This window comes from Mesorhizobium loti (assembly GCF_013170705.1).
In the GTDB taxonomy this organism is placed as follows: Bacteria; Pseudomonadota; Alphaproteobacteria; order Rhizobiales; family Rhizobiaceae; genus Mesorhizobium; species Mesorhizobium loti_D.
Map to the genome: position 1 here is coordinate 1,694,482 of NZ_CP033334.1, position 24,082 is coordinate 1,718,563.

Consider the following 24,082-nt stretch of genomic DNA (forward strand, 5'->3'; position numbering starts at 1 on the left):
GAGTAAGGAAATGAGGTTCGCCATATGACGGTTCTGTTGAGAACACGGGTCACTTCCATCGGACCCGAAGTGGCGGATCTTGCCGAAGGGGGCGTGCTCATCCTGTTCGCGGATGGCTCGCCGCCGGAGCTTGCGGAAGTCTCCGTCCTGCACAAGACGGAGCAGGGACCAAGTGACGGAGCGCCCGCCAAGGGCGCTTCGATCACCGTCGGTTCGGTTTCAGCCGTCATAACGGCGGTTGGCTCAAGCGCATGGAGCAAGGTGCTCGAGATGGGCCATGTCGTCATCTCGTTCAACGGCGCCACCGAGGCCGAGAGGCCGGGCGAGATCTGCGCATCGCGGGTCGATACCCAGGCCCTCGTGGCCGCCCTGGAGACAGGCGCGATCATCACCATCGCCGCCTGAACACACTCGCGCTGGGACTGTCCGGTCTTGGCGCCAAGAGCAATTCCAGGAAAAGTGTGAAACGGTTTTCCGTTCGGAATTGCGTCAAAACAAAGAGTTAGAGCTATCTCGCCGTTTCTGTGAACTGGCAGAAATAGCTCTGGGAAAAGCAGAGTATTTGCCATGGAACGCTCGACCATCGTCAGGGTGCATGAAGGTTTGCATGCCCGTCCCGCCACGCGGTTCGTCAAACTCGCCAAGGGTTTCGAATCCGATGTCGAACTGGTCAAGGACGGCAAGGCTGTCAGCGCCAAGAGCTCGGTCAAACTGATGCTGCTGGCGGTCAAGGAAAACCAGGAAGTCACCGTTCGGGCGAACGGCGCGGATGCCATCGAGGCGATCGAAGCGCTGATCGGCTATCTCGAAAACCCCAAGGCTGGTCTCGACGACGAAGCGGGGCCGCAGAGCCCGGCCAACGATGCCGGGCCGGAAGTGGCAGCCGCACCAGCGGCCGAATCCGCGCTCGCGGCATCCGGCGAAGCGAATGGCCTACGCGGTGTCGCGGCAAGCGAGGGTGTCGCGATCGGGCCGGCTTTCGCGCATTTCCCGCCTGATATCACCGGGCAGGGCCGCACGCTGCAGGCTGAAGAGATCCCCGGCGAGATCGACAGGTTCCGCGCCGCCGTCGCCGCCGTCCAGGCGCGCATGGATCGCGCCTTGGCGCAGGACAGCCTGTCGGCCGGAGACCGTGGCATCGTCGCGGCACTCAGGGATATCGCCGCCGATGACAGCCTGACCGGCGAGGCCGAGAAGGCGATCAAGGGTGGCAACGACGCGATCTCGGCCGTCATCACCGCCGCGTCCGCCATCGCCGCCGATTTCAGCGCCGTCGACGATCACTACCTCAATGCGCGCGCTGATGACGTTCACGCCGTGGGGCGGCAGATCTGTCTCGTCCTGCTTGGGCAGGACGACGTCAGCCTCGAGAACATTCCGCAGGGAGCCATCCTGATCGCCGACGATATCGGCGCCTGGGACCTGGCGCGCGCGCCGCTGAAACGCATCGGCGGGGTGATTTGCGGCCATGGCGGCGCCACCTCGCATATCGCCATCATTGCCCGCTCGCATGGCATTCCGGCGGTGCTGGGCCTCGGCGACCAGATCAATGCCTTGCGCACGGCTCGCGACGTGGCGCTCGACGGCAACACCGGCCATGTCATCATCGACCCCGACGAGGCGACGCGTGCCGAATTCGCCGGCCGTGTCGAAGCGGCGGCGAGCGAGCGTGCCGGCCTGACCGCCTTCAAGACGGTGACGCCGAAGCGCGCCGACGGCAGGGTGATCGAGGTCGCGGCCAATATCGGTTCGCTCGAGGAAATCGAAGCGGCGCAGGAGGCCGGAGCCATGGGCGTCGGCCTGTTCCGCACCGAGCTTCTGTTCATGCGCCACATGCATCTGCCCTCCGAAGACATGCAGGCCGAGACCTATGCGGCGCTGGCCAAGGCCTTCGATCCCTATCCGGTCATCGTGCGCACGCTCGACATAGGCGGCGACAAGCCGATCGCCGGCATCGAGTTTCCCGACGAGGAAAACCCCTTCCTCGGCTGGCGCGGCATCCGTATGTGCCTCGACCGGCCCGATATCTTCAAGCGTCAGCTCAGGGCGCTGCTCAGGGCGGCCGTGCACGGCAACATCAAGGTGATGCTGCCGATGGTGTCCGATATTTCGGAAGTCACGCGCACCCGCGTGCTGGTCGATGAATGCGCCTCCGAACTCAAGGCCGAAGGCGTGCCGCATGCGACGTTCGATCTCGGCGTGATGATCGAGACCCCGGCCGCAGTGCTGATCGCCCCGGCGCTGGCCAAGGAAGTGGCCTTCTTCTCGATCGGCACCAACGACCTGACCCAGTACATCATGGCCGCCGACCGGCTGAACCCGACCGTGGCCAAGCTCAACGACGTCACCAATCCAGCGGTCATGTCGGCGATCGAGCTGACGGCAAAAGCCGGCGTCGCCGCCGGCATCATGGTCGGCATGTGCGGCGAGGCGGCCGGGCGACCGGACCTGATCCCGGCCTTCGTGAAAATGGGGCTGACCGAACTTTCGATGAGCCCGGCCTCGATCCAGCGCGCCAAGAAAACAATCACGGCCATGATAGCCGGGGAATAGATTTCCGAAAGCGCTGCTGGGGCTTACGGCAAATGCGCAAGCAAGGTGGCGAAGACAGGCGTCAGCTCATCGACCGGGCTTGCCTTGGCGCAGGCCTGCAGGATGCGGTCATGACGGATATCGACCGCCAGGATCGCGATCTCCAGCATGTCCGGCTCCGGCGCGCCGTCACGTCCGGTGGTCGCCAGGCCGCAGGCCAGAACGACTGGCGCCAGGCAGCTTATGTCGAGGGCCCGCTCCCCCGCCATTTCCGGCGCGGCTTCGCCAAAGCGGACCGGACGCTGGCCGAGCAACTCGACCAGCAACGCAGCGCAGGTGGCCGCGATTGCCGGCAGCCCGGCACCCGGCGCGGCCAGGGCCGCCAGCAGATCGGCATGGCGCTTTCGCATGGCGGCGTGAGCGGCTGCGAAATCGGCTTCATGGATGCGGGCGTTTTCGACCTTGAGCCCGGCAAGCACCGCCTTGGCCAGATAGTACATATCGCGCCGGAAGAGGCGCTCGGCGCTCAACTGCCGCTCTTCGTTTCCGGCCGGGAAATAGGTGCCAAGGCCCTTTACGGTCGTGCCGTCCACCTTGATCGGACGCTCATGCGGGACAAAGGATTCGGCGATCGACAGCGCTTCGTCGACGGCGCTGGCGGCATGGCTGAGCAGGCCTTCGATGCCCTTGCCCGGAAACGGCGGCAGATGACTGGTCGCCTCGCGCAGGACGCTGGCGTCGCCGCTGCCGTCATGGCGGCTCTGCCTGATGATGTCCCGGACTTCCCGCAACCGGTCCTTCAGGTTGACGCGGACGTCTTCGGAGATTTGTCGGAGCATCGCGGTTTGCCTCGAAAGTGCCGTGGAATGCCGCCTGCAAGGGGCGGCCACCAACTCTACATTGTTCCTATCGATTGGTAGATCAATAGGCGATACTAGACCAGCACGCAGAATCGGTGACGGCGCGCGCGTTCGTCACCGCGGGGGAGGGATGATTTGGCCAGGCGACGACAAATCGACGAAGGTCGGGCGGGTGCCGAAGCGACCGAACAGGTCGTCAGCGAAAGCCGGACGGATCGTCTGAGGATTCGGGCCGCCTGGATGTATTTCGTCGAGCAGATGACGCAGAACGAGATCGCCGACGTGCTTGGCGTCGGCCGCGTCACCATTGTGCGCATGCTGGCGGAAGCTCGTTCGCGCAACGAGGTCAAGATCACCATCGAGAGCGAATTGTCGGAGATCGTGCGGCTGGAGCGCGCGCTGGAGCGGACGTTCGGCCTGCAGCAGGCGCTGGTGGCACCGCTCACCGCGCCGAATGCCGACCCGATCCCCGCGATCAGCGCCAAGACCGGGATCTTCCTGTCCGATACGATGAAATCCGGCATGCGCGTCGGCGTCGGCTGGGGCCGGACGTTGTTCTCGAGCCTGCCGTTCATCAGCGCCAAGTCGCTCTCCGAGTTCAAGGTCATCTCGCTGCTGGGCGGCGTTGGCGTCGCGCGTCGCTACAATCCGGCGGAGTTCGCCTGGCGGTTCGCCCAGGTTTTCCAGGGTGACGGCTATCTCATTCCGACACCGGCCGTTGTCGACAGCGTCGAGACCAAGATAGCGCTGGTGGAGCGCTGCGGCCTGCAGGAAATCTTCGAGATGGCCGACACGCTTGACGCCGTGCTGCTGTCGATCGGCGGCATCGCCTCGGCGACGACCTTCTATCGGGGCGGCTTCCTCAAGGAGGCGGAGCGCGAGGCGCTGGTGTCGCGCGGCGCGGTCGGAGACCTTCTGTTCCATTTCTTCGACCGCAATGGCGATCTGGTCGACCATCCGATCAACAGCCTCGTGATGTCGGTGGATGTCGACCGCCTGCGCAAGGCGCCGATCCGCATCCTGACCTCCGGCGGCGAGGAGAAGATCGAGGCCCTGCTCGGCGCCATGAACTTGATCGCGCCGACGATCCTGATCACCGACGAGGAGAGCGCGAGGCGCATGCTCGAGGCGGTCAGCGCAGGCTGAAGGACCCCGTAATGTAATCGGGCCAGGCCTGCTGCTCGTCGAAAACGGCGGCAAGATCCGGTGTGTCCGCCAGTATCCCGCTGAGAACCAGTGCCGTGGCGATGCCGGAACCGTTTCCGCCCGCAATGTCATGCTCGACGCTGTCGCCAACGCAGACCACACTGGCGCGATCGGGCTCGCCGGCCAGTGCCAGTGCCGCCTCGAAAATCGCCGGATAGGGCTTGCCGATGCGGATAACGCTGCCGCCGAGGTCTTCGTAGAGATCTGCGATCTCGCCCGCGCCGAAACGGGGTCCGACCGCTGTCAGCATGATCCGGTCGGGGTTGGTGCAGAAGCACGGCACCTGACGCGCCGCCGCCGGGGCAAGCAGCCGGCGATAGTGGTCGAGGTCATGGCGGTCGCCCTCGCTGGCCGAGATCAGCACCAGTTCGGCGTCTTCGCCAGCCTGTGTCAGCACAAAGGGCAGGCCGTCGACCGCGGTGCGGTCGTCGTCGCGGCTGATCAGCAGGCACTTTGTCCCCGGGCGCAGTCTTCCCGATGCCGCCATGTCATTGAAGGAGCGCCACGCCACCTCGCCGGAGGAGACAAAATGGTCCCAGCTTCCGGCGGCGAAGCCGAGCTTCAGCAGGCGATCTTCATTGGGCCTGGCGCGCTTGCCGGAGTTGGAAATCAGCACCACCGTCTTGCCTGCGCGCTTCAGCGCCGACACTGCCTCCACAGCGCCTGGATAGGGAGCCCGGCCGTCATGCAGCACGCCGAACTGGTCGAGCAGGAAGACCTGGTAGCGCTGAGCCAGCGGTCCGATACCGTCGAGTCGTTCGATTGTTTTCGCGCTCATGGGAGTCCTGCCTTGCTTGCGCCCCTCAGCGCCAGCCGCGCGGTGCCGGCGGCGGCCTCGTCGGAAAGTGCGGGCAGGAAGTCGACGCCGAGCTTGCGCCGCCGGATATCAGTCCAGGCCGGATTTGCGGCGCCGCCTCCCACGCTCCGGACCGATGTCAGCGCCGGCGCGCCAAGTTCGGCCAATCTGCGATAGCCGAGTGCCTCGATCGCGGCCATGCCTTCCAACATCGCCTTGAGATAATCGGTGTCGTCAGCCGGCCTTGGGGCAAGGCGTGGCCGCAGGGTCGGATCGGCGATCGGGAACCGCTCGCCTGGTGTACTGAGCGGGTAATAGTCGAGGCCGGTCTCGGTCGTGGGATCGATTGCCGCGCTAAGCTCGATGATCCGCGCCAGTGGAAAATGCTCCGCCAGCACCTTGCCGCCGGAATTCGACGCACCGCCGGCCAGCCAGGCGTCGCCGAGGCGATGGCTGTAGATGCCGAAGCGTGGCGCCGAGATCGGCCGGTCGGACAGGATCTTGATGGTCAACGAGGATCCCAGGGCCGTGACGCCGTCGCCGGCCGCCGTGGCGCCCGTCGCCAGGAACGAGGCGCAGCCATCCGTGGTGCCGGCGACCACGACAACATTGCGCGGAAGACCGAACAGCTCCGCGGCAGCCGCGGTGAGCGAGCCGGTGACGTCGCCAGGCTCGACGACATCAGGCAGCAAGTCCATGCGCATGCCGGTGGCCGCGATCCAGTCCGGCCAACGGCGGGCCTCGACGTCATAGCCTGTCTTCAGGGCATTGTTCTCGTCGCTGACATCGAAGTGGCCGGAAAGATTTCCGGCAATCCAGTCGGCCTGGTGCAGCACGGCCGCGATATCGGGCAGATGCTGGAACCGCAACGCCTTGGCGAGGCCGGAGGTCGCGCCGTGGGCGGCGCTTGCGTCCGGCGCCTCGCGGGCGATCGCGGCCAGTATATCCCCTTCGGCGACCTTGTCGTTGTACATCAGCGGCTCCGCCAGCGGCCGCCCGGTAGCGTCGACCGGCAGCAGCGTGCCCGACGTGCCGTCAATGGCGATGGCGCGGACGGAGGCGCGGTCGATGCCCGAAAGCAGTTCCGTCAGAGCCGTCTGGACCGCTTGCCACCATGCCGAGGGGGCGCGGGGATCCTCGCCGAATCTGTCGAGCCGGACGGTGGACTGCCCGGCAATCGAAAAGTCCGGGCGCATCGCGACAGCGCGCGCGCCCGATGTGCCGATGTCGATGCCGATGACAAGTGGCATCATGTCTTCCGTCCTTTGCTAGCCGGCGGCGTTCAGCTTCTGGCGATACTGCTCGGCGTCCCAATTGACCAGTTCGTCATTCTCGGCCGCGGTGAGATAGCTCAATCGGGCCGCGACATCGACGCGTGCCGTCACGTCGGCCAGGCAGCGCTGCATGGCGTCTGCGCCGGCGCTGGCGTCGCCGCGCATCAGCACACCGGCGTCGGGAAACAGGATCGCAACGGGTGCCGCGCCAAGCCGCGCGGTGACTCCCGCGGCATCTTCGCCGGGCCTCGCCACGACCGAGCCCTGGCCGAGGAAGATGACGTGGTCGGGATAGAGGCTGCCGGCCCCGGCCATGCGGCGGCTTTCCGGATCGAGCGCGACGGCATGGGCTTCGACATCCGCCGGCAATCGGTAGACGCCTTCGCCGGCAAGCGCCGTCAGGGCCGCGATGTCGGGCGCGATGGTCGCGCGCGCCGGGCGCGCCAGCAGCGACCGGACGCGGCCGAGCAGACGCTCCGCCTCGGCGACGGTTTCGGCGGCGACGACCAGCCCGTGATTGCCGAGGATCAGTACGTCGACGCCAGGCCGCAGCTTCTCGGCAATGCCGCGGGCAAGCGGCAGGCCCGGCCGGAAATACGGTACGTAGGCCCATTCGATGCCCCCCAGCCGCTTGGCGACCTGGGCTTCGCCATCGGCCTGCACGGCAAGCGAAATCGTGTCGACGCAGTGGACATGCAAAACCACGCGTTGCGGCATCAAGGCGTGCACCGTGGTCTCGATCGATGGGCGCAGGCCGCGCGGATTAAGCGCCGCAATGGCGAAGCCCTGCGGCTTGTCGGCGGCCGGGTCGCGCTCCTCGACCGCCTTGAGCAGCGGCGCCATCGCCACCGGCACCATGATGTCGTCGGTGAGCGCATCCTTCAGCCAGGTGCCGGACGCCTTGATCCAAAGCGTGTCGCCGGCCTTGAGCGAGGTGTTGCCGCCCGCCGCCTGGGTCATATGCGCGTCCAGCCCAATGCCGGCTGAAAGTGCCCGCAGGGCCGCCAGTTCCTGCGCGTCAGCTTCGGTTGCCATGGCGCCTTTCCTTCCACGCTGCACGAAATCCGGCCGCTCGGGCCGCTGTCGGCGCTGATATCGCAGATGCGAGCGACTTGCGTCAACAGTGATCTACTATCATCAAAACTGGCTTGCAATCTCACTAATGTTGAGTAAGTTGCGCCAATTGCCGTGAGAAAATGGCATTGGGAGGAAGAAGTTGAGCGACTCCGGCCGCCAGCGTCAGATCGTCGAACTGCTGCGGGATCGCCCGTTTGCCTCGGTGCGCGAGCTGCAGGAGCGGCTTGGCGTTTCGGCTGCAACGGTCAGGCGCGACATCGACCGGATCGACGAGGCCGGTGAGGCGCGCAAGGTCTATGGCGGCATCTCGGCGCTCGACGGCGCCTCGCAGGCGGGCATTGCCTATGCCCGGCCCTATGACGAAAACCGCGACCTCGCCGTCGAGGCCAAGCGGCAGATCGCGGCCGTAGCGGCGACCATGGTGCGCGACGGCGACGCCGTGATCGTCCATGGCGGTTCGACCTGCTTCCACCTCGGAGTCAAGCTCGCCGACCGCAACATCCGCCTCTACACCAATTCGATGCCGCTGGCCGCCTATCTCAGCGACCATGGCCATTGCAGCCTCACTGTTGCGGGTGGTGAGCTGCATCGCGAGCCCGGCATCATCCATTCCCTGACCCAGGCAGCGCCCTTCTACGCATCGAAATTCTTTCTCGGCGCGCAAGGTCTCAACCAGGAAGGGGTGCTGGAATCGCACCCCCTGCTGGTGCGCTCCATCGCCGACCTCAGCCTCTGTTCCGATCAGATCGTGGTGCTGGCCGACAGTCGCAAGCTGTCGATCCACGCGCGCAATGTCGCGCTGCCGCTGTCGCGCATCGGTACGCTGGTCACCGATGACGGGCTGTCCGATGCCGACGCGCGCATGCTGGAAGATGCCGGCGTCATGGTGCGGATTGCGTCCACTTCGGGGGCGATCCCATGAGGCTGGCGGTGCTCGATTTCGGCAAGACCAATTCGAAGCTGTTCGTCTTCAGCCAGGACGGGCGCATTCTCGACGAGCGCCGAACCCAGCCGAAATGGGCGCGCAAGGACGGGTTCAGCGTGCTCGACGAGGCCGAGCTCCATGACTGGGCACTCGGTGCCGTCACGGACGCCGTCGAAAACCATGGCGTGGAAGGGGTGATGGTGTCGGGCCATGGCTGCACCTTTGCTCTCGTCGATGACGCGGCGCTGACGCATCCGATCCTCGACTACGAGCAGGAGCCGCCGGCCGAAATCGCCGCGCGGATCGATCGCAGCATTCCGGATTTTGCCGAGACGTTCTCGCCTCGCCTGCCGCTCGGCTTCAACTATGGCCGTCACATGCTGTGGCTGCAGGAGGTCGATCCCGATGCGTTCGCGGCGGCGAAATCGATCCTCGGCTATCCGCAATATTGGAGCTGGCGCCTGGGCGGCCGGGCAGCATGCGAAGTGTCCTATCTCGGTTGCCATTCGCATTTGTGGGCGCCGCGCAAACGCGATTTCTCCTCACTGGTCGATGCCCAGGGATGGCGCGGGCGGATGCCGGCCTTCGAGCGCGCCGGCACGGTCATCGGCGAACGGCGCCTCGCAGGCGCGGCGCGGCCGATCGCCATCCACAATGGCGTCCACGACTCGAATGCGGCGCTGCATGCCTATCGCCGGCAGGACCTTGGCCCGCTGACCGTCGTGTCGACCGGCACCTGGGTCATCGTGCTCAATCCCGACTGTCCGCTGGAAGTGCTCGACCGTGAGCGCGACATGCTGGTCAATGTCGATGTCGACGGCGGTCCGGTGCCGACCATCCGCTTCATGGGCGGGCGCGAATTCGCCGTCATCAGCGACGGCTGGCAAGGCGCGATTCCGCATGGCTCGATCCAGCAAGCGATCGACGCCGGCATCATGGCGCTGCCGAGCTTCGCGCCGGGCGGGCCGATGCCGGACAGTGCCGGCCGGCTGGTCGGGCGCACGCCCGATGCCGGAGAACGCGCCGCGGCGGCTCTGCTCTATGTGGCGCTGATGGTCGATCTCTGCCTTGACCTCATCCATTCGCAAAACACCGTCATTGTCGATGGCGGGCTGAACGCCGGCGGCCTGCTTGCGGGGCTCATTGCGCAATTGCGCCCCGGCCAGGCCTTCCTGCAGGGCGCCTCGCTGGAAGGCAGTGCCACGGGGGCCGCGGCGCTCGCCTTCGAGAGCGTTGGGCGCGAATTCGCCGCCGAGGCGCCAGAGGCGGTGTATGCGGCGGGCTTCGGCGGCCTCGCCGGCTATCGCGACGCCTGGCGCGATCGCATTGCCGCGCGGGGCGCCGCCGTCAAGGCTGCGGGCGGTGTACGATGAGCGTGCCGGCGCAGAAACACGCAAGCAGTCATCCAGTGCTGGAGATGCGCCACATCTCCAAGACCTTCGGCGCGATCCGCGCCCTGCACGATGTCTCGCTCACCGTCCATGCCGGCGAGCTGCACGCGCTGATGGGCGAAAACGGCGCCGGCAAGTCGACGCTGATGAAAGTGCTGTCGGGCGCCTATCGGCCGGATCCCGGCGGCGAGATCCTGATCGATGGCGCGCCCGCCGCGACCGGCGATCCGATCAAGGCGCGAGCCGCGGGTATCGCGGTGATCTACCAGGAGCTGTCGCTGGCGCCCAACCTGACGGTGGCCCAGAACATCTTCCTCGGCAACGAGCCGCGGCGCTTCGGCATCGTCGACCGTGACCAGTGCGGCCGGCGCGCGAACGAAATCATCGCGCGGCTCGGCGTTTCCTTCTCTGCGCGTGCCCTGGTCTCCAGCCTGTCGCTCGGCGAGCGCCAGATGGTCGAGATCGCGCGTGCGCTATCGACCAATGCGCGCATCATCGTCATGGACGAGCCGACCACGTCGCTGACCTCGCGCGAGACCGACCGGCTGTTCGAGGTGATCGCGACGCTGAAATCGCAAGGCATCGCCATCATCTACATCAGCCATCGCATGGAAGAGGTCTACCAGCTCGCCGATCGCGTCAGCGTGCTGCGCGACAGCGGCTATGTCGGCACGCTGGAGCGCGCCGACCTCAACGCTTCGCGGCTGGTGTCGATGATGGTCGGACGCGATCTCTCCGCCTTCTACAAGAAGGATCATCGCCCACCGGACGAGAAGCGCCCGGTCGCGCTCTCGGTGCGCGGCATGTCCGACGGGTGGCTGTTGAAGAACTGTTCGTTCGACCTCCACAAGGGCGAGGTTCTGGCCCTGGCGGGTCTTGTCGGTTCCGGCCGCACCGAACTCGCCCGGCTGATCTTCGGCGCCGACAAACGCATATCGGGCACGGTGGAGCTCGAGGGCAAACCGATCTCCATCGGCTCGCCGCGCGAGGCGCTCGAGGCCGGCATCGCCTACCTCACCGAGGACCGCAAGGAACTTGGCTTGTTCCTCGACATGTCGATTTCCGACAACATCAACATGGGCGTGCTGGCCAGGGACGCGCGGGCCGCCGGATTCCGTGATTTCAGCGCCGCCGACAGGCGTGCGGCAAAAGCGATTACCGACCTGTCGATCCGAACCCGTTCGGCGCAGGCCAATGCGGGCTCGCTGTCGGGCGGCAACCAGCAGAAGGTGCTGCTCGCCCGGCTGCTGGAGACCGAGCCGAAGGTCGTCATCCTCGACGAGCCAACCCGGGGCGTCGATGTCGGCGCCAAGTCGGAAATCTACCGGCTGATCGACAATCTCGCCAACAAAGGCATCGCCATCGTGATGATCTCCAGCGAATTGCCCGAGGTGATCGGCGTCGCCGACCGCGTGCTGGTGATGCGCGACGGCACCATAGCGGGCGAGGTGACTGCATCCGGGGGCGAGCCGCTTCGTCAGGAAGCGATCATGGAACTTGCGACGGGAGCGGCCCAGGAATGACCGACAGAACGACGACGAGCGTGGATCAGGCCGCGGTCAGAAGCCGCCGGCTGCGCACCGCCTTTGCCGCACTTGGCATGCTGCCGGTGCTGGTGCTGCTGGCGGCCGGCTTCCAGTTCATCAATCCGCGCTTCCTTACCCAAACCAACCTGCTCATCGTCACACAGCAATCGTCGATCAACATCGTGCTGGCGGCCGGAATGACCTTCGTCATCCTCACCGGCGGCATCGACCTGTCGGTCGGCTCCATCCTCGCCGCCGCGGCGATGGTGGCGGTGCTGGTGTCATTGGTGCCTGACTGGGGTCTCCTCGGCGTGCCGGCGGCCATCCTGGCCGGCCTCGGCTTTGGCCTCGTCAACGGGCTGCTCGTCGCCTATGTCAGGCTGCCACCCTTCATCGTCACGCTGGGTTCGCTGACGGCCGTGCGCGGCATCGCCCGCCTGCTCGGGCAGGACACGACCGTGTTCAACTCCGACCTGCCGTTCGAATTCATCGGCAACGGCTCGCTGTTCGGCATTCCGTGGCTGGTCATCATCGCACTGTCGGTCGTCGTGCTGTCCTGGCTGGTGCTCAAGCGAACGGTGCTTGGCACATGGATTTATGCCGTCGGCGGCAATGCCGAGGCGGCGCGGCTGACCGGCATCAAGGTGCCGCTGGTGCTGCTCTTCGTCTATGGCGTTTCCGGCCTGCTCGCCGGGCTCGGCGGCGCGATGTCGGCGGCAAGGCTCTACGCCGCCAACGGCCTGCAGCTCGGCCAGTCCTACGAACTCGACGCCATCGCCGCGGTCATCCTGGGCGGCACCAGCTTCGTTGGCGGCGTCGGCTCGATCTGGGGCACGCTGATCGGCGGCCTGATCATCGCGGTGCTCTCAAACGGGCTCATCTTGGCCGGCGTCTCGGACATCTGGCAGTACATCATCAAGGGATTGGTCATCATCGTGGCGGTCGCCCTCGACCGCTACCGGCTCCAGGCAGGGGCGAGAACGTGAGTGACCTGGTCGCCGGCTTCAAAGGCAGGCTTGTGTAACGCACCGTGAGAGGCGCGGGGCAATCGGAGGAAGTAAGCGTAATGAAAACCATCGCCAAACTGCTCTGCGGCGCCGCATTCGCGGCCGCCGCCATCGCGCCGGCATCGGCCAAGGACCTCAACAAGGTCGGCATCTCGGTCGGCCTGCTCGGCAACCCCTTCTTCGTCGCCACCATCAAGGGCATCGAGGACGCGGCCAAGAAGATCAACCCGAAGGTCGAGGTGACGTCGGTGTCGGCCGACTACGACCTCAACAAGCAGGTCTCGCAGGTGGATTCCTTCATCGCCGCCGGCGTCGACGTGATCATGCTCAACGCTGTCGACGCCAAGGCGATCGCACCGGCGGTGAAGAAGGCACAGGCCGCCGGCATCATCGTTGCCGCCTTCGACGTTTCGGCGCCGGGGGCCGACGTCACCGTGATGACCAACAACGTCAAGGCCGGCGAGGAAGCCTGCCAGTACCTGGTCGACCACACCGGCGGCAAGGGTGACTACGTCATCCTCAACGGCCCGGCGTCGTCGTCGATCCTGGAACGGGTCAAGGGCTGCAAGAACGTGCTTTCTCAGCATCCCGACATCAAGATCCTCTCGGACGACCAGAACGCCGAAGGTTCGCGCGATGGCGGCCTGAAGGTATTCCAGTCGCTGCTCACCCGTTTCGACAAGATCGACGCGGTGTTCGCCATCAACGATCCGACCGCGATCGGCGCGCAGCTCGCCGCCAAGCAGCTCAACCGCTCCGAGTTCATCATCACCGCGGTCGACGGCGCGCCCGATATCGAGAAGGAACTCTCTTCCGGCACCTCGATGATCAAGGCCTCGGCCTCGCAGGACCCCTATGTGATGGCCGGCCAGTCGCTGACGATGGCGGCGGAGTTGCTCGCCGGCAAGAAGCCGGCGGAGGCAACCGTGCTGCTCGATCCCAAGCTGATCACCGCCGAGAACCTGAAGGACTACAAGGGCTGGACCGCGGCCCGCTGATCAGTCCGACACAAGCGCGGCCGGATTGATCCGGCCGCGCCTTCCTCATCGCCGCTAACCCGGAGACGATCATGTCGCGCATCGGAATCCATTCTTTCGTCTGGTCGGCAAGCTCGGCGCAGAGCGAGCTCGAACGCACGCTGGCCAACACCAGGGAGGCTGGCTTCGACCTGATCGAATTCTCCTATCTCGATCCCGCCGACGTCGACATTGGCGGGCTTGCCAAACGTATCGCCGATCTCGGCCTCGGCGTGGCGATCAGCATAGGATTGCCTGGCGACGGCGACATATCGAGCGCCGACAAGGCGGCAGCCGCGCGAGGCGTCGATATCCTCAACGACACCATCGCGCTGACGCGCGACCTTGGTGGCCGCAAGGTCGCCGGGATCCTCTCGACCAGCCACGGCCTGCAGGTCGAAGCGCCGACGCGCGACCAATGGAACCGCAGCGCCGGAACACTGGCCAAGGTCGCCGAGACGGCGAAGGCGGCCGGCGTCACGCTCAATCTCGAGATCGTCAATCGCTTCGAAAGCAATCTGCTCAACACCGCCGCGCAAGGGTTGGCCTTCATCGAGGATACCGGGTCGGACAACATCTTCCTGCATCTCGACACGTTCCACATGAACATCGAGGAGGCCGATGTCGGGCTGGCCATCCGCCATGCCGCAGCCAAGATCGGGTATGTCCATATCGGCGAAAGCCATCGCGGTTTCCTGGGCACCGGCAACATCGACTTCGCAGGGATTTTCGATGCGCTGACCGCAATCGGCTACGCCGACGATCTCAGCTTCGAATCCTTCTCCTCGGAGATCGTCGATGAGAACCTGTCGAAGAAAACCGCGATCTGGCGCAATCTGTGGACCGACAACATGGCGCTCGCCAAGCACGCGCGCGCCTTCATCGGTCTCGGGCTGGAAACGGCGCACCGCAAGGCCGAACTCGTCTCGGCCCGGCACAAGCCGTAGCGCGGTAGCGGGCAACAGGGCGTTCCAAGCTGGGTTACCGATGCGGAAACGCCGCTGGTTCTCCTGGTATTTGCATTGCTCCCGTCATGCGCATCGGCTATCCGACCTCTCGGACAGATGAAGCAAAAGGAGCCAGGCATGACGAACAAGACGATCCTGAAATTCGGCCCCGTCGAACACGCGGAAGCCGGCGACCTGCCTGGCTGGATCGCGGTCGAGGGCCAGCCGACCATGCAGACCGCCGTCCAGCACACGACAGCGGACGGCAAGGTGATATCGGGAACCTGGCGGGCGTCACCCGGCACCTATCACGCGACCTACACCGATTACGAGTTCGTGCACATGATCGCCGGTCGCATCATCATCACGCCGGATGGCGGCACGCCTGTCGAAGTGGGCCCCGGCGATGCTTTCGTCGTGGAAGCCGATTTCAAGGGAACCTGGAAGATCATCGAGCCGGTGACCAAGCATTTCGTGGTCAGGGTTGGCTGAACCAGCCTGATCGAAGTCGCAGCATGAGAGGCCCGCCATGGCGAACCATGGCGGGCTTTTCCTTGCCGGCTTGACGGGTTGCCTCGCTTGGACATGCGGACGCTTGTGCCTCTCATGACGCGCCTCGTCATCGTACGGTCCGTACAGAAGAGGACGATGCCTACTTCGACTACGTCACAGGCAGGCCGAGCGTTGGAGAATGCTTGTTTGCCAGCTCGTAAGTTGTCCCAGGAAACCGACATCGGCACCGGACTGCCGTTGCCGGAGCATGCTCGAGACCTATATCCGCTAGCGCATTTGTGATCGAACGGGACCCCAAACTGCCTGTCGCGGTGGAGGCAATCCGTTACGGTCGCGCCGCCCGCAGCGAGAGGATACCCATATGACGAGGTTCAATTCCACGGTCAGGCTGATGGCCGTGACGGCCTTGATGGTTCTGCATCAGGGGTTGGCAATGGCGCAGATGCCTGCGCAGCAGCCGGACGCCAAGTCGTTCAAGCTTGGCGAGCTTGACATTACAGCCTTGCACGACGCCCAGTTCGTGAAGCCAAACGATGGCACGACCTTCGGCCTCGATCACAGCCCCGCGGAGGTCGGCGAATTGCTCAAGGCCGCGGGGGCTCCGACTGACACCATCACGCTGAGCGTCGATGCCTTGCTGGTGAAATCAAAGGACAGCGTTGTGCTGATCGACACCGGAGTCGGCGGCGCGCTGCAGGACAGCCTGTCCAAGGCCGGGGTGAAAGCAGGTGACGTCAGTGAAATATTGATCACCCATTCTCACCCCGATCATATCGGAGGACTGGTCAAGGATGGGCAACTCGCTTTCCCCAACGCCACGATACGGATGTCGGACGTGGAGTGGAATTTTGCCAAGTCCAACAAGGCAGTGGCCGATATCGTCAACGTGATCGCCGATCACGTGAAACCGTTCAAGGCCGGCGCCCAGGTGGCCCCCGGCATCACCTCGGTAGCGCTCAAGGGCCATACGCCAGGCCATGTCGGCTATCAGATCAAATCCGGAAAAGAACGGCTTTTTGATATCGGTGATACCGTGCACAGTTCGATCCTCTCGCTCGCCAGGCCCGACTGGGCGGTGGCCTTCGACGGCGACAAGCCGGAGGCGGAACACAACCGGGCCAAGACTTTGGCGACACTGGCCAAGGACCACGAAATGATCTTTGCGCCACATTTCCCCTTCCCGGGTGTCGGCTATATCGAGAAAGACGGCGATCACTTCAAATGGGCGCCGAGCGACAAGCCTCAGTAGGCTTCCGGTCCTTGGTCAAAGAGGGTTATGGCGCGGTGACGTGGAGCGGCAGCTGTCTGCCCATTGGTGCGCTGAAGGAGCAATCATCGCCTTCGAGAATGCGCCATCCGCGCGATCCCGTATTTGGGTCGTGACGAAATAGACGCGGATACCGGCTGACGCCAAATTGTGCGGTCCAGGCAACCACATTTGGCTCGACAGTCGCCACGGGCGACAAACAGGTCTTGAAGCCGGGCCTGGTTACTGCCGTTCAGTTCGAGCTGGCCGGAGGGTGCGCGCCCAATCTCAGAGTAGCCGTCCCAGGAGGGCGATCAGCTCACTCTGCTTATGGGTGTCGGTCTTCTGAAAGATTGCCTTCAGCCTATGCCTGGCCGTTTCGGAGGCGATCCCCAGCATATCGGCGGCTTCCTTTGGTGGATGGCCAAGCAAGAGCACTTCGCACAGCCTCTGTTCGGCGGGTGTCAGACCGAAGGCAGGGGCCAAATCCGCTATCGTGGTGGCTTTGGCCGGCGTCGACAGGTTGCGTACGATGAGCAGAAAGAGCGGACCGCCCGAAAAGAGGGAACGAAACCCGGATACGCCGGGAAGGCGCACAATGCCGATCTGATGTGCGTTATCGGCGATTGGACCTTCAATGCCAACCTGCGCATCGCCTATTGATTTGCAGGTAGTGGCAACCACCGTCGATGGATTTTGAAGCCCTTCAAATGACTTCCTTGCCGATCGAATGACAACCAACCTTTGGATTAGATCGTCTAACCGGCTGAATTTCCTGTGTTTTTCGTGGTGATCCCGACAGGAATCGAACCTGTGACCTACAGATTAGGAATCTGCCGCTCTATCCTACTGAGCTACGGGACCACGCGGCCAGACACATAGCCGCTTCGGATCGTTTCGCCAAGGGGCCGGCCGCATGCAATTCGGCCGGCTCCTTGCGCGGCGGGCCTCAGGCGGCCAGCGCGGTTTCCGCCAGTTTCACCCAGTAGCTCATGCCGTGCGGGATGGCTTCGTCGTTGAAATCATAGGCTGGGTTGTGAAGACCGGCGGTGTCGCCATTGCCGATGAAGATGAAGGCGCCAGGGCGGGCTTCCAGCATGTAGGAGAAATCCTCGCCGCCCATCACCGGTTGGATGCCGCGGTGGACATGGCTGTCGCCCGCGACATCGGCCGCCACGTCGCTGGCAAACACCGTCTCTTCAGCGTGGTTGAAGGTGACGGGATAATTTGCCTGGTAGTCCACTTCGATCCTGGCGCCGAAAGCGGTCGCCAGTCCGTCGCAGATCGCGCGGATGCGCTCTTCGGACTTCTTGGCGATCTCCTTGCGCAAGGTGCGCACGGTGCCGGCGATCTCGGCTGATTCGGGAATGATGTTGTAGGCGTCGCCGGCATGGAATTTGGTCACCGATACCACTACGGCCTCGACCGGATCGGTACTGCGCGAGGCGATCGTCTGCAGCGCGCCGACCAGTTGGCTGGCGATGACGATCGGGTCGATCGTGCCATGCGGCATCGCGGCGTGGCCGCCGCGGCCTTTCACGGTGATGGTAAATTCGGCCGTCGCCGCCATGATCGGGCCCGGCCGGATGGCGAACTGGCCGACAGGCAGGCCCGGCATGTTGTGCATGCCGAACACTTTTGCGATGTCGAAGCGCTCCATCATGCCGTCCTTGACCATCTCGTTGCCACCGCCGCCGCCTTCCTCCGCCGGCTGGAAGATCACCGCCACGGAGCCGGCGAAATTGCGTGTCTCGGCGAGATATTTGGCGGCGCCCAGCAGCATCGCCGTGTGGCCGTCATGGCCGCAGGCGTGCATCTTGCCGGGAACGGTCGATGCATAGGCCTTGCCTGATATCTCGTTGAGCGGCAGCGCGTCCATGTCGGCGCGCAGGCCGATGGTGGCGCCTTCGCCCTGGCGGCCGCGGATGATGCCAACGACGCCGGTCTTGCCGAGGCCGGTGACCACATCGTCACAACCGAACTCCTTCAGCTTTTCAGTGACGAAGGCGGCCGTCTTGAAGACGTCGAAATTGAGCTCCGGCGTCTGGTGCAGATGCCGACGCCAGCCGGCAACTTCGTCCTGCATTTCAGCGGCGCGGTTCAGGATTGGCATGATGATTCCATTTCGTGGTTGGAGCAGCCGGCTTCAGCCTGGTGTTTGCAACTGGGCCCAGTGTTCTGCAATTGTGCCCGTTTTGCAATTGTGCCGGGTGTTTTGCAATTGTGATTGTCAGGTGCTTTGCCATGTTGGCGTCACATAGGGTAAATAGCACCGCAACAATGCGGTCCGTTTTTGAGGGACGGACTCCTTATGCTGGCGGTCACGTAACGAAATCTTACGGAGCCAGGGGCGATCAGGGCAAGAGGCGATTTCGGATTCGATCATGCGGCACAGGCATTTCCTCAAACTATTCTCGGCTGGCGCAATCGTGCTCCCGGTCCTGGCCGGGCCGGGGCTGGCCAATCCGGTGGTTGTCTTCGACCTGAAGAACGGCCAGATCCTGCAGCATCAGGATGCGTTCAAGCGCTGGTATCCGGCCTCGCTCAGCAAGCTGATGACCGCCTATGTGACGTTCCGGGCGATCGCGGCCGGCGAAGTCCAGCTTGATTCGCCGATCAAGGTGACCAAGCATTCCGCCGGCGAGCCGCCGAGCAAGATGGGTTTCAAGCCGGGCTCGGTGATGCGGCTGGACAATGCGCTGAAGATGATGCTGGTCAAATCGGCCAACGACATCGCCATGGCGGTCGGCGAGAATGTCGGCGGCTCGCAGGCCGCCTTCGCCGAGAGGATGAATGCCGAGGCGGCCCGGCTCGGCATGAACGGCACCCATTTCGTCAATCCGAACGGCCTCTACTCGCCCGACCAATACACCACGGCGCGCGACCTTTCGGTGCTGGTGATGGCGATCCGCCGCGAGTTCCCGCAATATGCGCCGTGGTTCTCCATCGAAGGGCTGGCGGTCGGCAAGAAGGCGATCCCGAACTACAACCTCCTGATCGGCCGCTATCCCGGCGCCGACGGCATGAAGACGGGCTTCGTCTGCCCTTCCGGCTTCAACATGATCGGTTCGGCGACGCGCAACGGGCGTACGCTGGTCGCGGTTGTGCTTGGCGAGAAATCGGCGGTCAGCCGTGCCGAGGCCGCGGCAAGACTGCTCGACCAGGGATTTGACACGCAAGCCGCCGGCTCGGCCACTGTCGCCACCCTGGCGCCCTACGGTGACACGGTCTCGCCCAACGACATGCATGACGAGGTCTGCAAGAAAAAGACGCCGGAGGAGCAGTCCGAGGCGCCGCCGGCCGCCGCCGCCAAGGACGTGCCGAAATCGCCCTACCAGAAGAAGCTCGACCACGTGCCGACGCTGGTCGCCGTCGGCCTCGGCGGCGCTACAGGTCCGGCGCCGAAGGCGATGCTCGACCAGGGCGGCAAGGAATATGCCGACGTGCCGATTCCGAGCTGGCGGCCGGATCGGCCGGCGCCAACCGGCGCCGGTCCGGCCGTTGCCGGTTCCGCCGCGCAAGGCGATCAGCCGGCCAAGGTCGCGAACTAACCTGATGAGCGGATTCCCGATCCCTGTCTCGGTGCTGACCGGCTTCCTCGGAGCGGGCAAGACAACGCTGCTCAACCGGCTCCTGAAGGACCCGGCGCTGGCCGACACGGCGGTCATCATCAACGAGTATGGCGAGGTGGCGATCGACCATCTGCTGGTCGAGCAGGCTTCAGACGGCATCATCCAGCTTTCGGACGGCTGCCTGTGCTGCACCGTGCGCGGCGAACTGGTCGACACGCTGGCCGACCTCGTCGACCAGCTGCAGACCGGCCGCATCGCCCGGCTTGCCCGCGTCATCGTCGAGACCACGGGCCTTGCCGACCCGGCGCCGGTGCTGCAGTCGATCATGGCGCATCCAGCACTGGTCCAGGCCTTCAGGCTCGACGGCGTCATCACGCTGGTCGACGCGATCAACGGCGATGCCACGCTCGATGCCCATGTCGAGGCGGTCAAGCAGGTCGCCGTCGCCGACCGCATCGTGCTCAGCAAGGTCGACCTGGCGACCGATGCCGGCGACCTCGACACGCTGCGGACGCGCCTGCGGCAGATGAATCCGGGCGCCGAACTGCTTGATGCCGGCACTTCAGCAACAGGCGTGGCGGCGCTGTTTGATTGCGGCCTCTACAATCCCGCCACCAAATCCGCCGACGTGCGGCGCTGGCTCGGCGAGGAAGCGGCGCATGACCACGCCCACGGCCATCACCATGACGGTCATGACCACCGGCATAATCACGATCATGGCCATCGCCACGATCAGCGCGTGCGCTGCTACTCGCTCGTCCATGACGGTCCGGTGCCGTTTTCGGCCATAGAAATGTTCCTCGATCTCTTGCGTTCGACGCATGGCGAGAAGCTGCTGCGCATGAAGGGCGTGATCGAGCTCAGGGAAGATCCGTCACGCCCGCTGGTCATCCACGGCGTGCAGAAGATCCTGCATCCGCCGGCGCGGCTGCCGGCCTGGCCCGACGGCCAGCGCGGCACACGGCTCGTACTGATCACGCTCGATATGCCGGAAGACTATGTGCGCCGGCTGTTCGCCGCCTTCACCAACCGGCCGTCGATCGACACGCCGGATCGGGCGGCGCTGGAAAACAACCCGCTGGCGATCGCCGGACTTTGAATTTCTACGATCGCTGTTCGCCGCGCTCGACCAGGAAGCGATGACCGCCGGAAACGGCCGACGTTTCCACCAGATGATGGCCGCTGTCGGCACAGAATGCCGGTATGTCGATGACGGCCAGCGGATCGGTGGTCTCGAGCCAGAGTCGACTGCCTGGCTCCATCCCGGCCAGGCGCTTTTTCGCCTTGAGCACGGGAAGCGGGCAGCTCAGGCCCTTGAGGTCATAGATGGCGGTATCCGCTGCCAAGATCAAGCTCAGCCGCCGAACATGCCGAGCAGCTTGTTCTTCAGCTTTGTCACCCGGCTTTCATCAGCGCTTGCGGCCTGCGTTTCGGCGACCGGCGCGGCATCCGTGGGGGCCGCGATGGTGGCGGTGGCGACGGGAGCCTCCTTGGCGGCCTTGGCAGCTTCCTTTGCAGCAACGGCTTGCGCCTTGGCCGCTTCCTTTTCGGCCAACGCTTGCGCCTTGGCGGCTTCCTTGGCTTGCTTGGCTGCCTCTATGGCGGCCAGCCGCTGCTCCTCGGCCTTCTGCTTGGCTGCTTTCTCGGCATCCAATGCCGCCATCTTGCGGCCGGCCGGCGAATCGATACGACCCATGCGCGCCGTCTCGGTTACCGAGCCGTCGGAATTGAGCGACGGCGGATCGATCGGTACGCGCTCGCCGCGCGCCCGTCGCTTCGACCAGTCGGAGACGATGCTGGCTTCCTTGATGCCGGCAATGGTCGGCTTGGGCGGCGGCACGCTTGCCTTGAGCGCGCCGTTGAAGGCAGCGTCGTAGGTGCTCTGGTAGGCGTTGTAGGCGCTCTTCAGCGAATCCGGCTGGGTGGTCGCCGGGCACGGTCCGGTCGGATCGAATGTCTGGCCGTCGGCGGCGACCTGGTTGAAGACATAGCGCTTTTCGCAGACGTCGACCTTCGGGGGCACCTTGGTGATCTCGAAATTGTCGTAGCCGACTTTCAGCATCTTCCAGAATTCATAGTTCGGGTCGTTGCGATAACGCGCCATATTGGCGGCGGTCATGCGGAACGGGAAGGCCTGGATCTGGAATTCGGTCTGGCCGCCCTGGAAGGCGTCGCGGCCGAAGGCATAGATCTGCTCGATCTGCGCGTCGGTCATCGAGTAGCAGCCCGACGACGAGCAGGCGCCGTGCACCATCAGGTTCTGACCCGTGCGACCGTTGGCACGGTCATAGGCGTTGGGAAAGCCGATGTTGAAGGACAGGTGATAGTTCGACCTGGGATTCATCTGCGACGGACGCACCGTGTAGAAGCCCTCCGGCGCCTGGCGGTCGCCCTCGGTGTATTTGGGCCCGAGCTTGCCCGACCATTTGCAGATGTCATAGGAGGCGACGAGACCGTAGCGGCCGTCGGTCTTGGCCTTCCAAATCTCCAGCTTGCCCTCTTCCTTGAAGATGCGCGCCATCACCGAAGAGGTGCGCACCATCCCTTTGGCCCTCATGTCGGCCAGGATCTTGTCCGGCAGCGGCTTGTTGGCTTCCGGGGCAAAGTCCTTCATCGACGAATCATTGCAGCCGGCGACGGCTATCGAGGTGATGAGGACTCCGGTGAGGGCGAGCTTGGCAAACATGGATACGGCTATGTCTTTTCCCTCGGGCCAATGGCTTCAAAATGCCGGGCCCTCATGCTGAACACCCACGGACCGTAAGCCCGTTAACCTTGAAAATTCCTTACCGCAAGCCTCGGCCAACGCCTCGCAGCAATTTCATTGAGCCGAATGCGACGGCATTTTTGTGGCGGAATCGTGCCTTACCGCCACTTTGCCGTGTGGTGGCCGGGGCAATCCCAAGGCGATCACACGTTTTGACGGATCCGGATTTGGCGAGAACTAGGTAATGGTGCCACCTTCGTTATTGCCGCCTTCGTTATTGCCATTGTCCACTGGCGGCCGGGAACTGGCCTGTTGAGCCGTTAGGGCTTGCAGGCGGGCCGCTTTGACAAGCGTCGGTTTCCCGTATTTTTTCATCCCGGATCCCCCGTAAGACGACAAGCTTAATTAGCAGCCGTTAAAGCAGGGTGTCCATCGTGACCCAGTCCCTAGAGGCTGCGGCCCATGGCCAGGTATTTCTCGCGGCGCTGTTCGCGGAAGTCGGTGTTGGCGCCGGCGAATTCCTTCATCGTCTTGGCGATGAGGTCGCCGGTGGCGGCAATCACTGTTTCGGGGGCGCGCTGGGCGCCACCCATCGGCTCGGGGATGATGGCGTCGATGATCTTCAGTTCCAGAAGATCCTGCGCGGTGATCTTCATGTTGGTCGCCGCGTCCTTGGAGCGCGTGGTGTCGCGCCACAGGATCGAGGCGGCCCCCTCCGGCGAAATCACCGAATAGATGGCGTGCTCGAGCATGTAGACACGGTTGGCGGTGGCGATGGCGATGGCGCCGCCCGAACCGCCTTCGCCGATGACCACCGAGATCGACGGTACTTTCAGCGCAAGGCAGGCCGAGGTCGAGCGGGCAATGGCTTCGGCCTGGCCACGCTCCTCGGCACCGACGCCGGGATAGGCCCCTGCCGTGTCGACCAGCGTCAGGAGCGGAATCTTGAAGCGGTCGGCGAGCTCCATCAGCCGCACGGCCTTGCGGTAGCCCTCGGGACGTACCGAGCCGAAATTGTGCTTCAGGCGGCTTGTCGTGTCGGAGCCCTTTTCCTGGCCGATGATCGCGACAGGCTCGCCGCGGAAGCGGGCAAAGCCGCCGACAATCGCCTGGTCCTCGCCGAAATTGCGGTCGCCGGCGAGCGGTGTGAAGTCGCTGAACAGGCCCTTGATGTAGTCGACGCAGTGCGGCCTGTCGGAATGGCGCGCCACCTGCACCTTCTGCCATGGCGTGAGCGCCTTGTAGAGATCGCGCAGCGCGTCGCGCGATCGCTTCTCGAGCCTGGTGATCTCATCGGCGACATCGACCGCCTCGCCGTTCTCGGCAAGCTTCTTGAGCTCAAGGATCTTGAGTTCAAGATCCTGCACCGGCTTTTCGAAATCGAGGTAATTGTACATGCTTGAGCGGACCGATACGTCGGAAGGCAAGGACCGCGGAACCCTTGAAACCAGGGTCCCGGGCGGTGAAATGTCGTCCTCACATAGCGA

22 protein-coding genes and 1 tRNA gene are annotated in these 24,082 nt (G+C 64.5%); 13 read left to right on the forward strand and 10 right to left on the reverse strand.

From position 1 onward, the window contains the following. Window positions 1-24: 24 nt before the first annotated feature. Window positions 25-405 (forward strand): PTS glucitol/sorbitol transporter subunit IIA, encoded by a 381-nt coding sequence (locus EB815_RS08270; protein ID WP_056575953.1) that lies wholly within the window; start codon window positions 25-27, stop codon window positions 403-405. A 162-nt stretch (window positions 406-567) separates the two neighbouring features. Then, window positions 568-2,553: a phosphoenolpyruvate--protein phosphotransferase gene (ptsP, locus tag EB815_RS08275; RefSeq protein WP_056575955.1), complete on the forward strand. Its 1,986-nt coding sequence runs from the start codon at window positions 568-570 to the stop codon at window positions 2,551-2,553. Between the two features lie 23 nt (window positions 2,554-2,576). Here ptsP and EB815_RS08280 read toward each other — a convergent pair whose 3' ends face one another. Then, entirely contained in the window at window positions 2,577-3,371 is a 795-nt protein-coding gene (locus EB815_RS08280) for a hypothetical protein (RefSeq protein ID WP_056575957.1), read from the reverse strand. A gap of 156 nt (window positions 3,372-3,527) precedes the next feature. On the opposite strand from EB815_RS08280, the gene EB815_RS08285 reads away from it, so the two are divergent. After that, complete coding sequence (locus tag EB815_RS08285; protein WP_056575959.1) at window positions 3,528-4,538, forward strand: sugar-binding transcriptional regulator; 1,011 nt, start codon at window positions 3,528-3,530, stop codon at window positions 4,536-4,538. On the opposite strand, the gene EB815_RS08290 is transcribed toward EB815_RS08285, so the two are convergent. From EB815_RS08290 to EB815_RS08300, 3 genes are read right to left on the reverse strand one after another with little or no spacing between them, the layout of a single operon-like run. Beyond that, window positions 4,525-5,376 carry a TIGR01459 family HAD-type hydrolase gene (locus EB815_RS08290; protein WP_056575961.1) on the reverse strand — a complete coding sequence of 284 codons (852 nt, stop codon included), beginning with the start codon at window positions 5,374-5,376 and terminating at the stop codon, window positions 4,525-4,527. The two genes, EB815_RS08285 and EB815_RS08290, sit on opposite strands and share 14 nt — an antisense overlap. Beyond that, window positions 5,373-6,647, reverse strand: a complete 1,275-nt coding sequence (locus EB815_RS08295) for an FGGY-family carbohydrate kinase (protein WP_056575963.1) — start codon at window positions 6,645-6,647, stop codon at window positions 5,373-5,375. Before EB815_RS08295 ends, EB815_RS08290 begins: the two co-directional genes overlap by 4 nt. A 15-nt stretch (window positions 6,648-6,662) precedes the next feature. After that, the gene (locus tag EB815_RS08300; RefSeq protein WP_056575965.1) at window positions 6,663-7,703 is read right to left on the reverse strand and encodes a class II aldolase/adducin family protein; all 1,041 of its coding nucleotides are present in this window, start codon (window positions 7,701-7,703) and stop codon (window positions 6,663-6,665) included. Between the two features lie 181 nt (window positions 7,704-7,884). Here EB815_RS08300 and EB815_RS08305 point away from each other — a divergent pair, with 181 nt between their 5' ends. From EB815_RS08305 to EB815_RS08340, 8 genes are all read left to right on the forward strand, one after another. Continuing rightward, entirely contained in the window at window positions 7,885-8,667 is a 783-nt protein-coding gene (locus tag EB815_RS08305; protein WP_056575967.1) for a DeoR/GlpR family DNA-binding transcription regulator, read from the forward strand. Further along, complete coding sequence (locus EB815_RS08310; protein ID WP_056575969.1) at window positions 8,664-10,043, forward strand: FGGY-family carbohydrate kinase; 1,380 nt, start codon at window positions 8,664-8,666, stop codon at window positions 10,041-10,043. The genes EB815_RS08305 and EB815_RS08310 overlap by 4 nt, the downstream gene beginning before the upstream one ends. After that, window positions 10,040-11,584: a sugar ABC transporter ATP-binding protein gene (locus tag EB815_RS08315; protein ID WP_056575971.1), complete on the forward strand. Its 1,545-nt coding sequence runs from the start codon at window positions 10,040-10,042 to the stop codon at window positions 11,582-11,584. Before EB815_RS08310 ends, EB815_RS08315 begins: the two co-directional genes overlap by 4 nt. Next, window positions 11,581-12,573: an ABC transporter permease subunit gene (locus tag EB815_RS08320; protein ID WP_056575973.1), complete on the forward strand. Its 993-nt coding sequence runs from the start codon at window positions 11,581-11,583 to the stop codon at window positions 12,571-12,573. The genes EB815_RS08315 and EB815_RS08320 overlap by 4 nt, the downstream gene beginning before the upstream one ends. Before the next feature lie 80 nt (window positions 12,574-12,653). After that, the gene (locus EB815_RS08325; protein WP_056575975.1) at window positions 12,654-13,592 is read left to right on the forward strand and encodes an ABC transporter substrate-binding protein; all 939 of its coding nucleotides are present in this window, start codon (window positions 12,654-12,656) and stop codon (window positions 13,590-13,592) included. A gap of 71 nt (window positions 13,593-13,663) precedes the next feature. Further along, window positions 13,664-14,557, forward strand: a complete 894-nt coding sequence (locus EB815_RS08330; RefSeq protein WP_056575977.1) for a sugar phosphate isomerase/epimerase family protein — start codon at window positions 13,664-13,666, stop codon at window positions 14,555-14,557. 138 nt (window positions 14,558-14,695) lie between these two features. Continuing rightward, window positions 14,696-15,049, forward strand: a complete 354-nt coding sequence (locus EB815_RS08335; RefSeq protein ID WP_056576558.1) for a cupin domain-containing protein — start codon at window positions 14,696-14,698, stop codon at window positions 15,047-15,049. 412 nt (window positions 15,050-15,461) lie between these two features. Continuing rightward, window positions 15,462-16,319, forward strand: a complete 858-nt coding sequence (locus EB815_RS08340; RefSeq protein WP_056575979.1) for an MBL fold metallo-hydrolase — start codon at window positions 15,462-15,464, stop codon at window positions 16,317-16,319. A 285-nt stretch (window positions 16,320-16,604) separates the two neighbouring features. Here the strand turns inward: EB815_RS08340 and EB815_RS08345 are convergent, their stop codons facing one another. The 3 genes from EB815_RS08345 to EB815_RS08355 form a co-directional block, all read right to left on the reverse strand. Further along, on the reverse strand, window positions 16,605-17,057 hold the full coding sequence (locus EB815_RS08345) for a helix-turn-helix transcriptional regulator (RefSeq protein ID WP_155772506.1): 453 nt from the start codon (window positions 17,055-17,057) through the stop codon (window positions 16,605-16,607). Window positions 17,058-17,103: 46 nt separating this feature from the next. Next, window positions 17,104-17,180: transfer RNA gene (locus tag EB815_RS08350), tRNA-Arg, on the reverse strand. An 85-nt stretch (window positions 17,181-17,265) separates the two neighbouring features. Continuing rightward, window positions 17,266-18,429, reverse strand: a complete 1,164-nt coding sequence (locus EB815_RS08355; RefSeq protein ID WP_056575983.1) for a M20 aminoacylase family protein — start codon at window positions 18,427-18,429, stop codon at window positions 17,266-17,268. A gap of 271 nt (window positions 18,430-18,700) precedes the next feature. Here EB815_RS08355 and EB815_RS08360 point away from each other — a divergent pair, with 271 nt between their 5' ends. Further along, a complete protein-coding gene (locus tag EB815_RS08360) occupies window positions 18,701-19,867 on the forward strand; it encodes a D-alanyl-D-alanine carboxypeptidase family protein (protein WP_056575984.1) in 1,167 nt (388 codons plus the stop codon). 4 nt (window positions 19,868-19,871) lie between these two features. Continuing rightward, complete coding sequence (locus EB815_RS08365) at window positions 19,872-20,987, forward strand: CobW family GTP-binding protein (RefSeq protein WP_056575986.1); 1,116 nt, start codon at window positions 19,872-19,874, stop codon at window positions 20,985-20,987. Window positions 20,988-20,991: 4 nt separating this feature from the next. Here EB815_RS08365 and EB815_RS08370 read toward each other — a convergent pair whose 3' ends face one another. The 3 genes from EB815_RS08370 to EB815_RS08380 all read right to left on the reverse strand — a co-directional run bounded on the left by EB815_RS08370 (window position 20,992) and on the right by EB815_RS08380 (window position 23,992). Further along, window positions 20,992-21,234 carry a sulfurtransferase TusA family protein gene (locus EB815_RS08370; protein WP_056576562.1) on the reverse strand — a complete coding sequence of 81 codons (243 nt, stop codon included), beginning with the start codon at window positions 21,232-21,234 and terminating at the stop codon, window positions 20,992-20,994. 8 nt (window positions 21,235-21,242) lie between these two features. Next, a complete protein-coding gene (locus EB815_RS08375; protein WP_056575988.1) occupies window positions 21,243-22,574 on the reverse strand; it encodes a L,D-transpeptidase family protein in 1,332 nt (443 codons plus the stop codon). A 467-nt stretch (window positions 22,575-23,041) separates the two neighbouring features. Then, a complete protein-coding gene (locus tag EB815_RS08380; RefSeq protein WP_056575990.1) occupies window positions 23,042-23,992 on the reverse strand; it encodes an acetyl-CoA carboxylase carboxyltransferase subunit alpha in 951 nt (316 codons plus the stop codon). Window positions 23,993-24,082: the final 90 nt, after the last annotated feature.

Coding starts and splice junctions, on each gene's coding strand:
- EB815_RS08270 (WP_056575953.1), top strand. CDS start 25: ATGACGGTTCTGTTGAGAACACGGGTCACTTCCATCGGACCCGAAGTG.
- ptsP (WP_056575955.1), top strand. CDS start 568: ATGGAACGCTCGACCATCGTCAGGGTGCATGAAGGTTTGCATGCCCGT.
- EB815_RS08280 (WP_056575957.1), bottom strand. CDS start 3,371: ATGCTCCGACAAATCTCCGAAGACGTCCGCGTCAACCTGAAGGACCGG.
- EB815_RS08290 (WP_056575961.1), bottom strand. CDS start 5,376: ATGAGCGCGAAAACAATCGAACGACTCGACGGTATCGGACCGCTGGCT.
- EB815_RS08295 (WP_056575963.1), bottom strand. CDS start 6,647: ATGATGCCACTTGTCATCGGCATCGACATCGGCACATCGGGCGCGCGC.
- EB815_RS08300 (WP_056575965.1), bottom strand. CDS start 7,703: ATGGCAACCGAAGCTGACGCGCAGGAACTGGCGGCCCTGCGGGCACTT.
- EB815_RS08310 (WP_056575969.1), top strand. CDS start 8,664: ATGAGGCTGGCGGTGCTCGATTTCGGCAAGACCAATTCGAAGCTGTTC.
- EB815_RS08315 (WP_056575971.1), top strand. CDS start 10,040: ATGAGCGTGCCGGCGCAGAAACACGCAAGCAGTCATCCAGTGCTGGAG.
- EB815_RS08320 (WP_056575973.1), top strand. CDS start 11,581: ATGACCGACAGAACGACGACGAGCGTGGATCAGGCCGCGGTCAGAAGC.
- EB815_RS08325 (WP_056575975.1), top strand. CDS start 12,654: ATGAAAACCATCGCCAAACTGCTCTGCGGCGCCGCATTCGCGGCCGCC.
- EB815_RS08330 (WP_056575977.1), top strand. CDS start 13,664: ATGTCGCGCATCGGAATCCATTCTTTCGTCTGGTCGGCAAGCTCGGCG.
- EB815_RS08335 (WP_056576558.1), top strand. CDS start 14,696: ATGACGAACAAGACGATCCTGAAATTCGGCCCCGTCGAACACGCGGAA.
- EB815_RS08340 (WP_056575979.1), top strand. CDS start 15,462: ATGGCCGTGACGGCCTTGATGGTTCTGCATCAGGGGTTGGCAATGGCG.
- EB815_RS08355 (WP_056575983.1), bottom strand. CDS start 18,429: ATGCCAATCCTGAACCGCGCCGCTGAAATGCAGGACGAAGTTGCCGGC.
- EB815_RS08360 (WP_056575984.1), top strand. CDS start 18,701: ATGCGGCACAGGCATTTCCTCAAACTATTCTCGGCTGGCGCAATCGTG.
- EB815_RS08365 (WP_056575986.1), top strand. CDS start 19,872: ATGAGCGGATTCCCGATCCCTGTCTCGGTGCTGACCGGCTTCCTCGGA.
- EB815_RS08375 (WP_056575988.1), bottom strand. CDS start 22,574: ATGTTTGCCAAGCTCGCCCTCACCGGAGTCCTCATCACCTCGATAGCC.
- EB815_RS08380 (WP_056575990.1), bottom strand. CDS start 23,992: ATGTACAATTACCTCGATTTCGAAAAGCCGGTGCAGGATCTTGAACTC.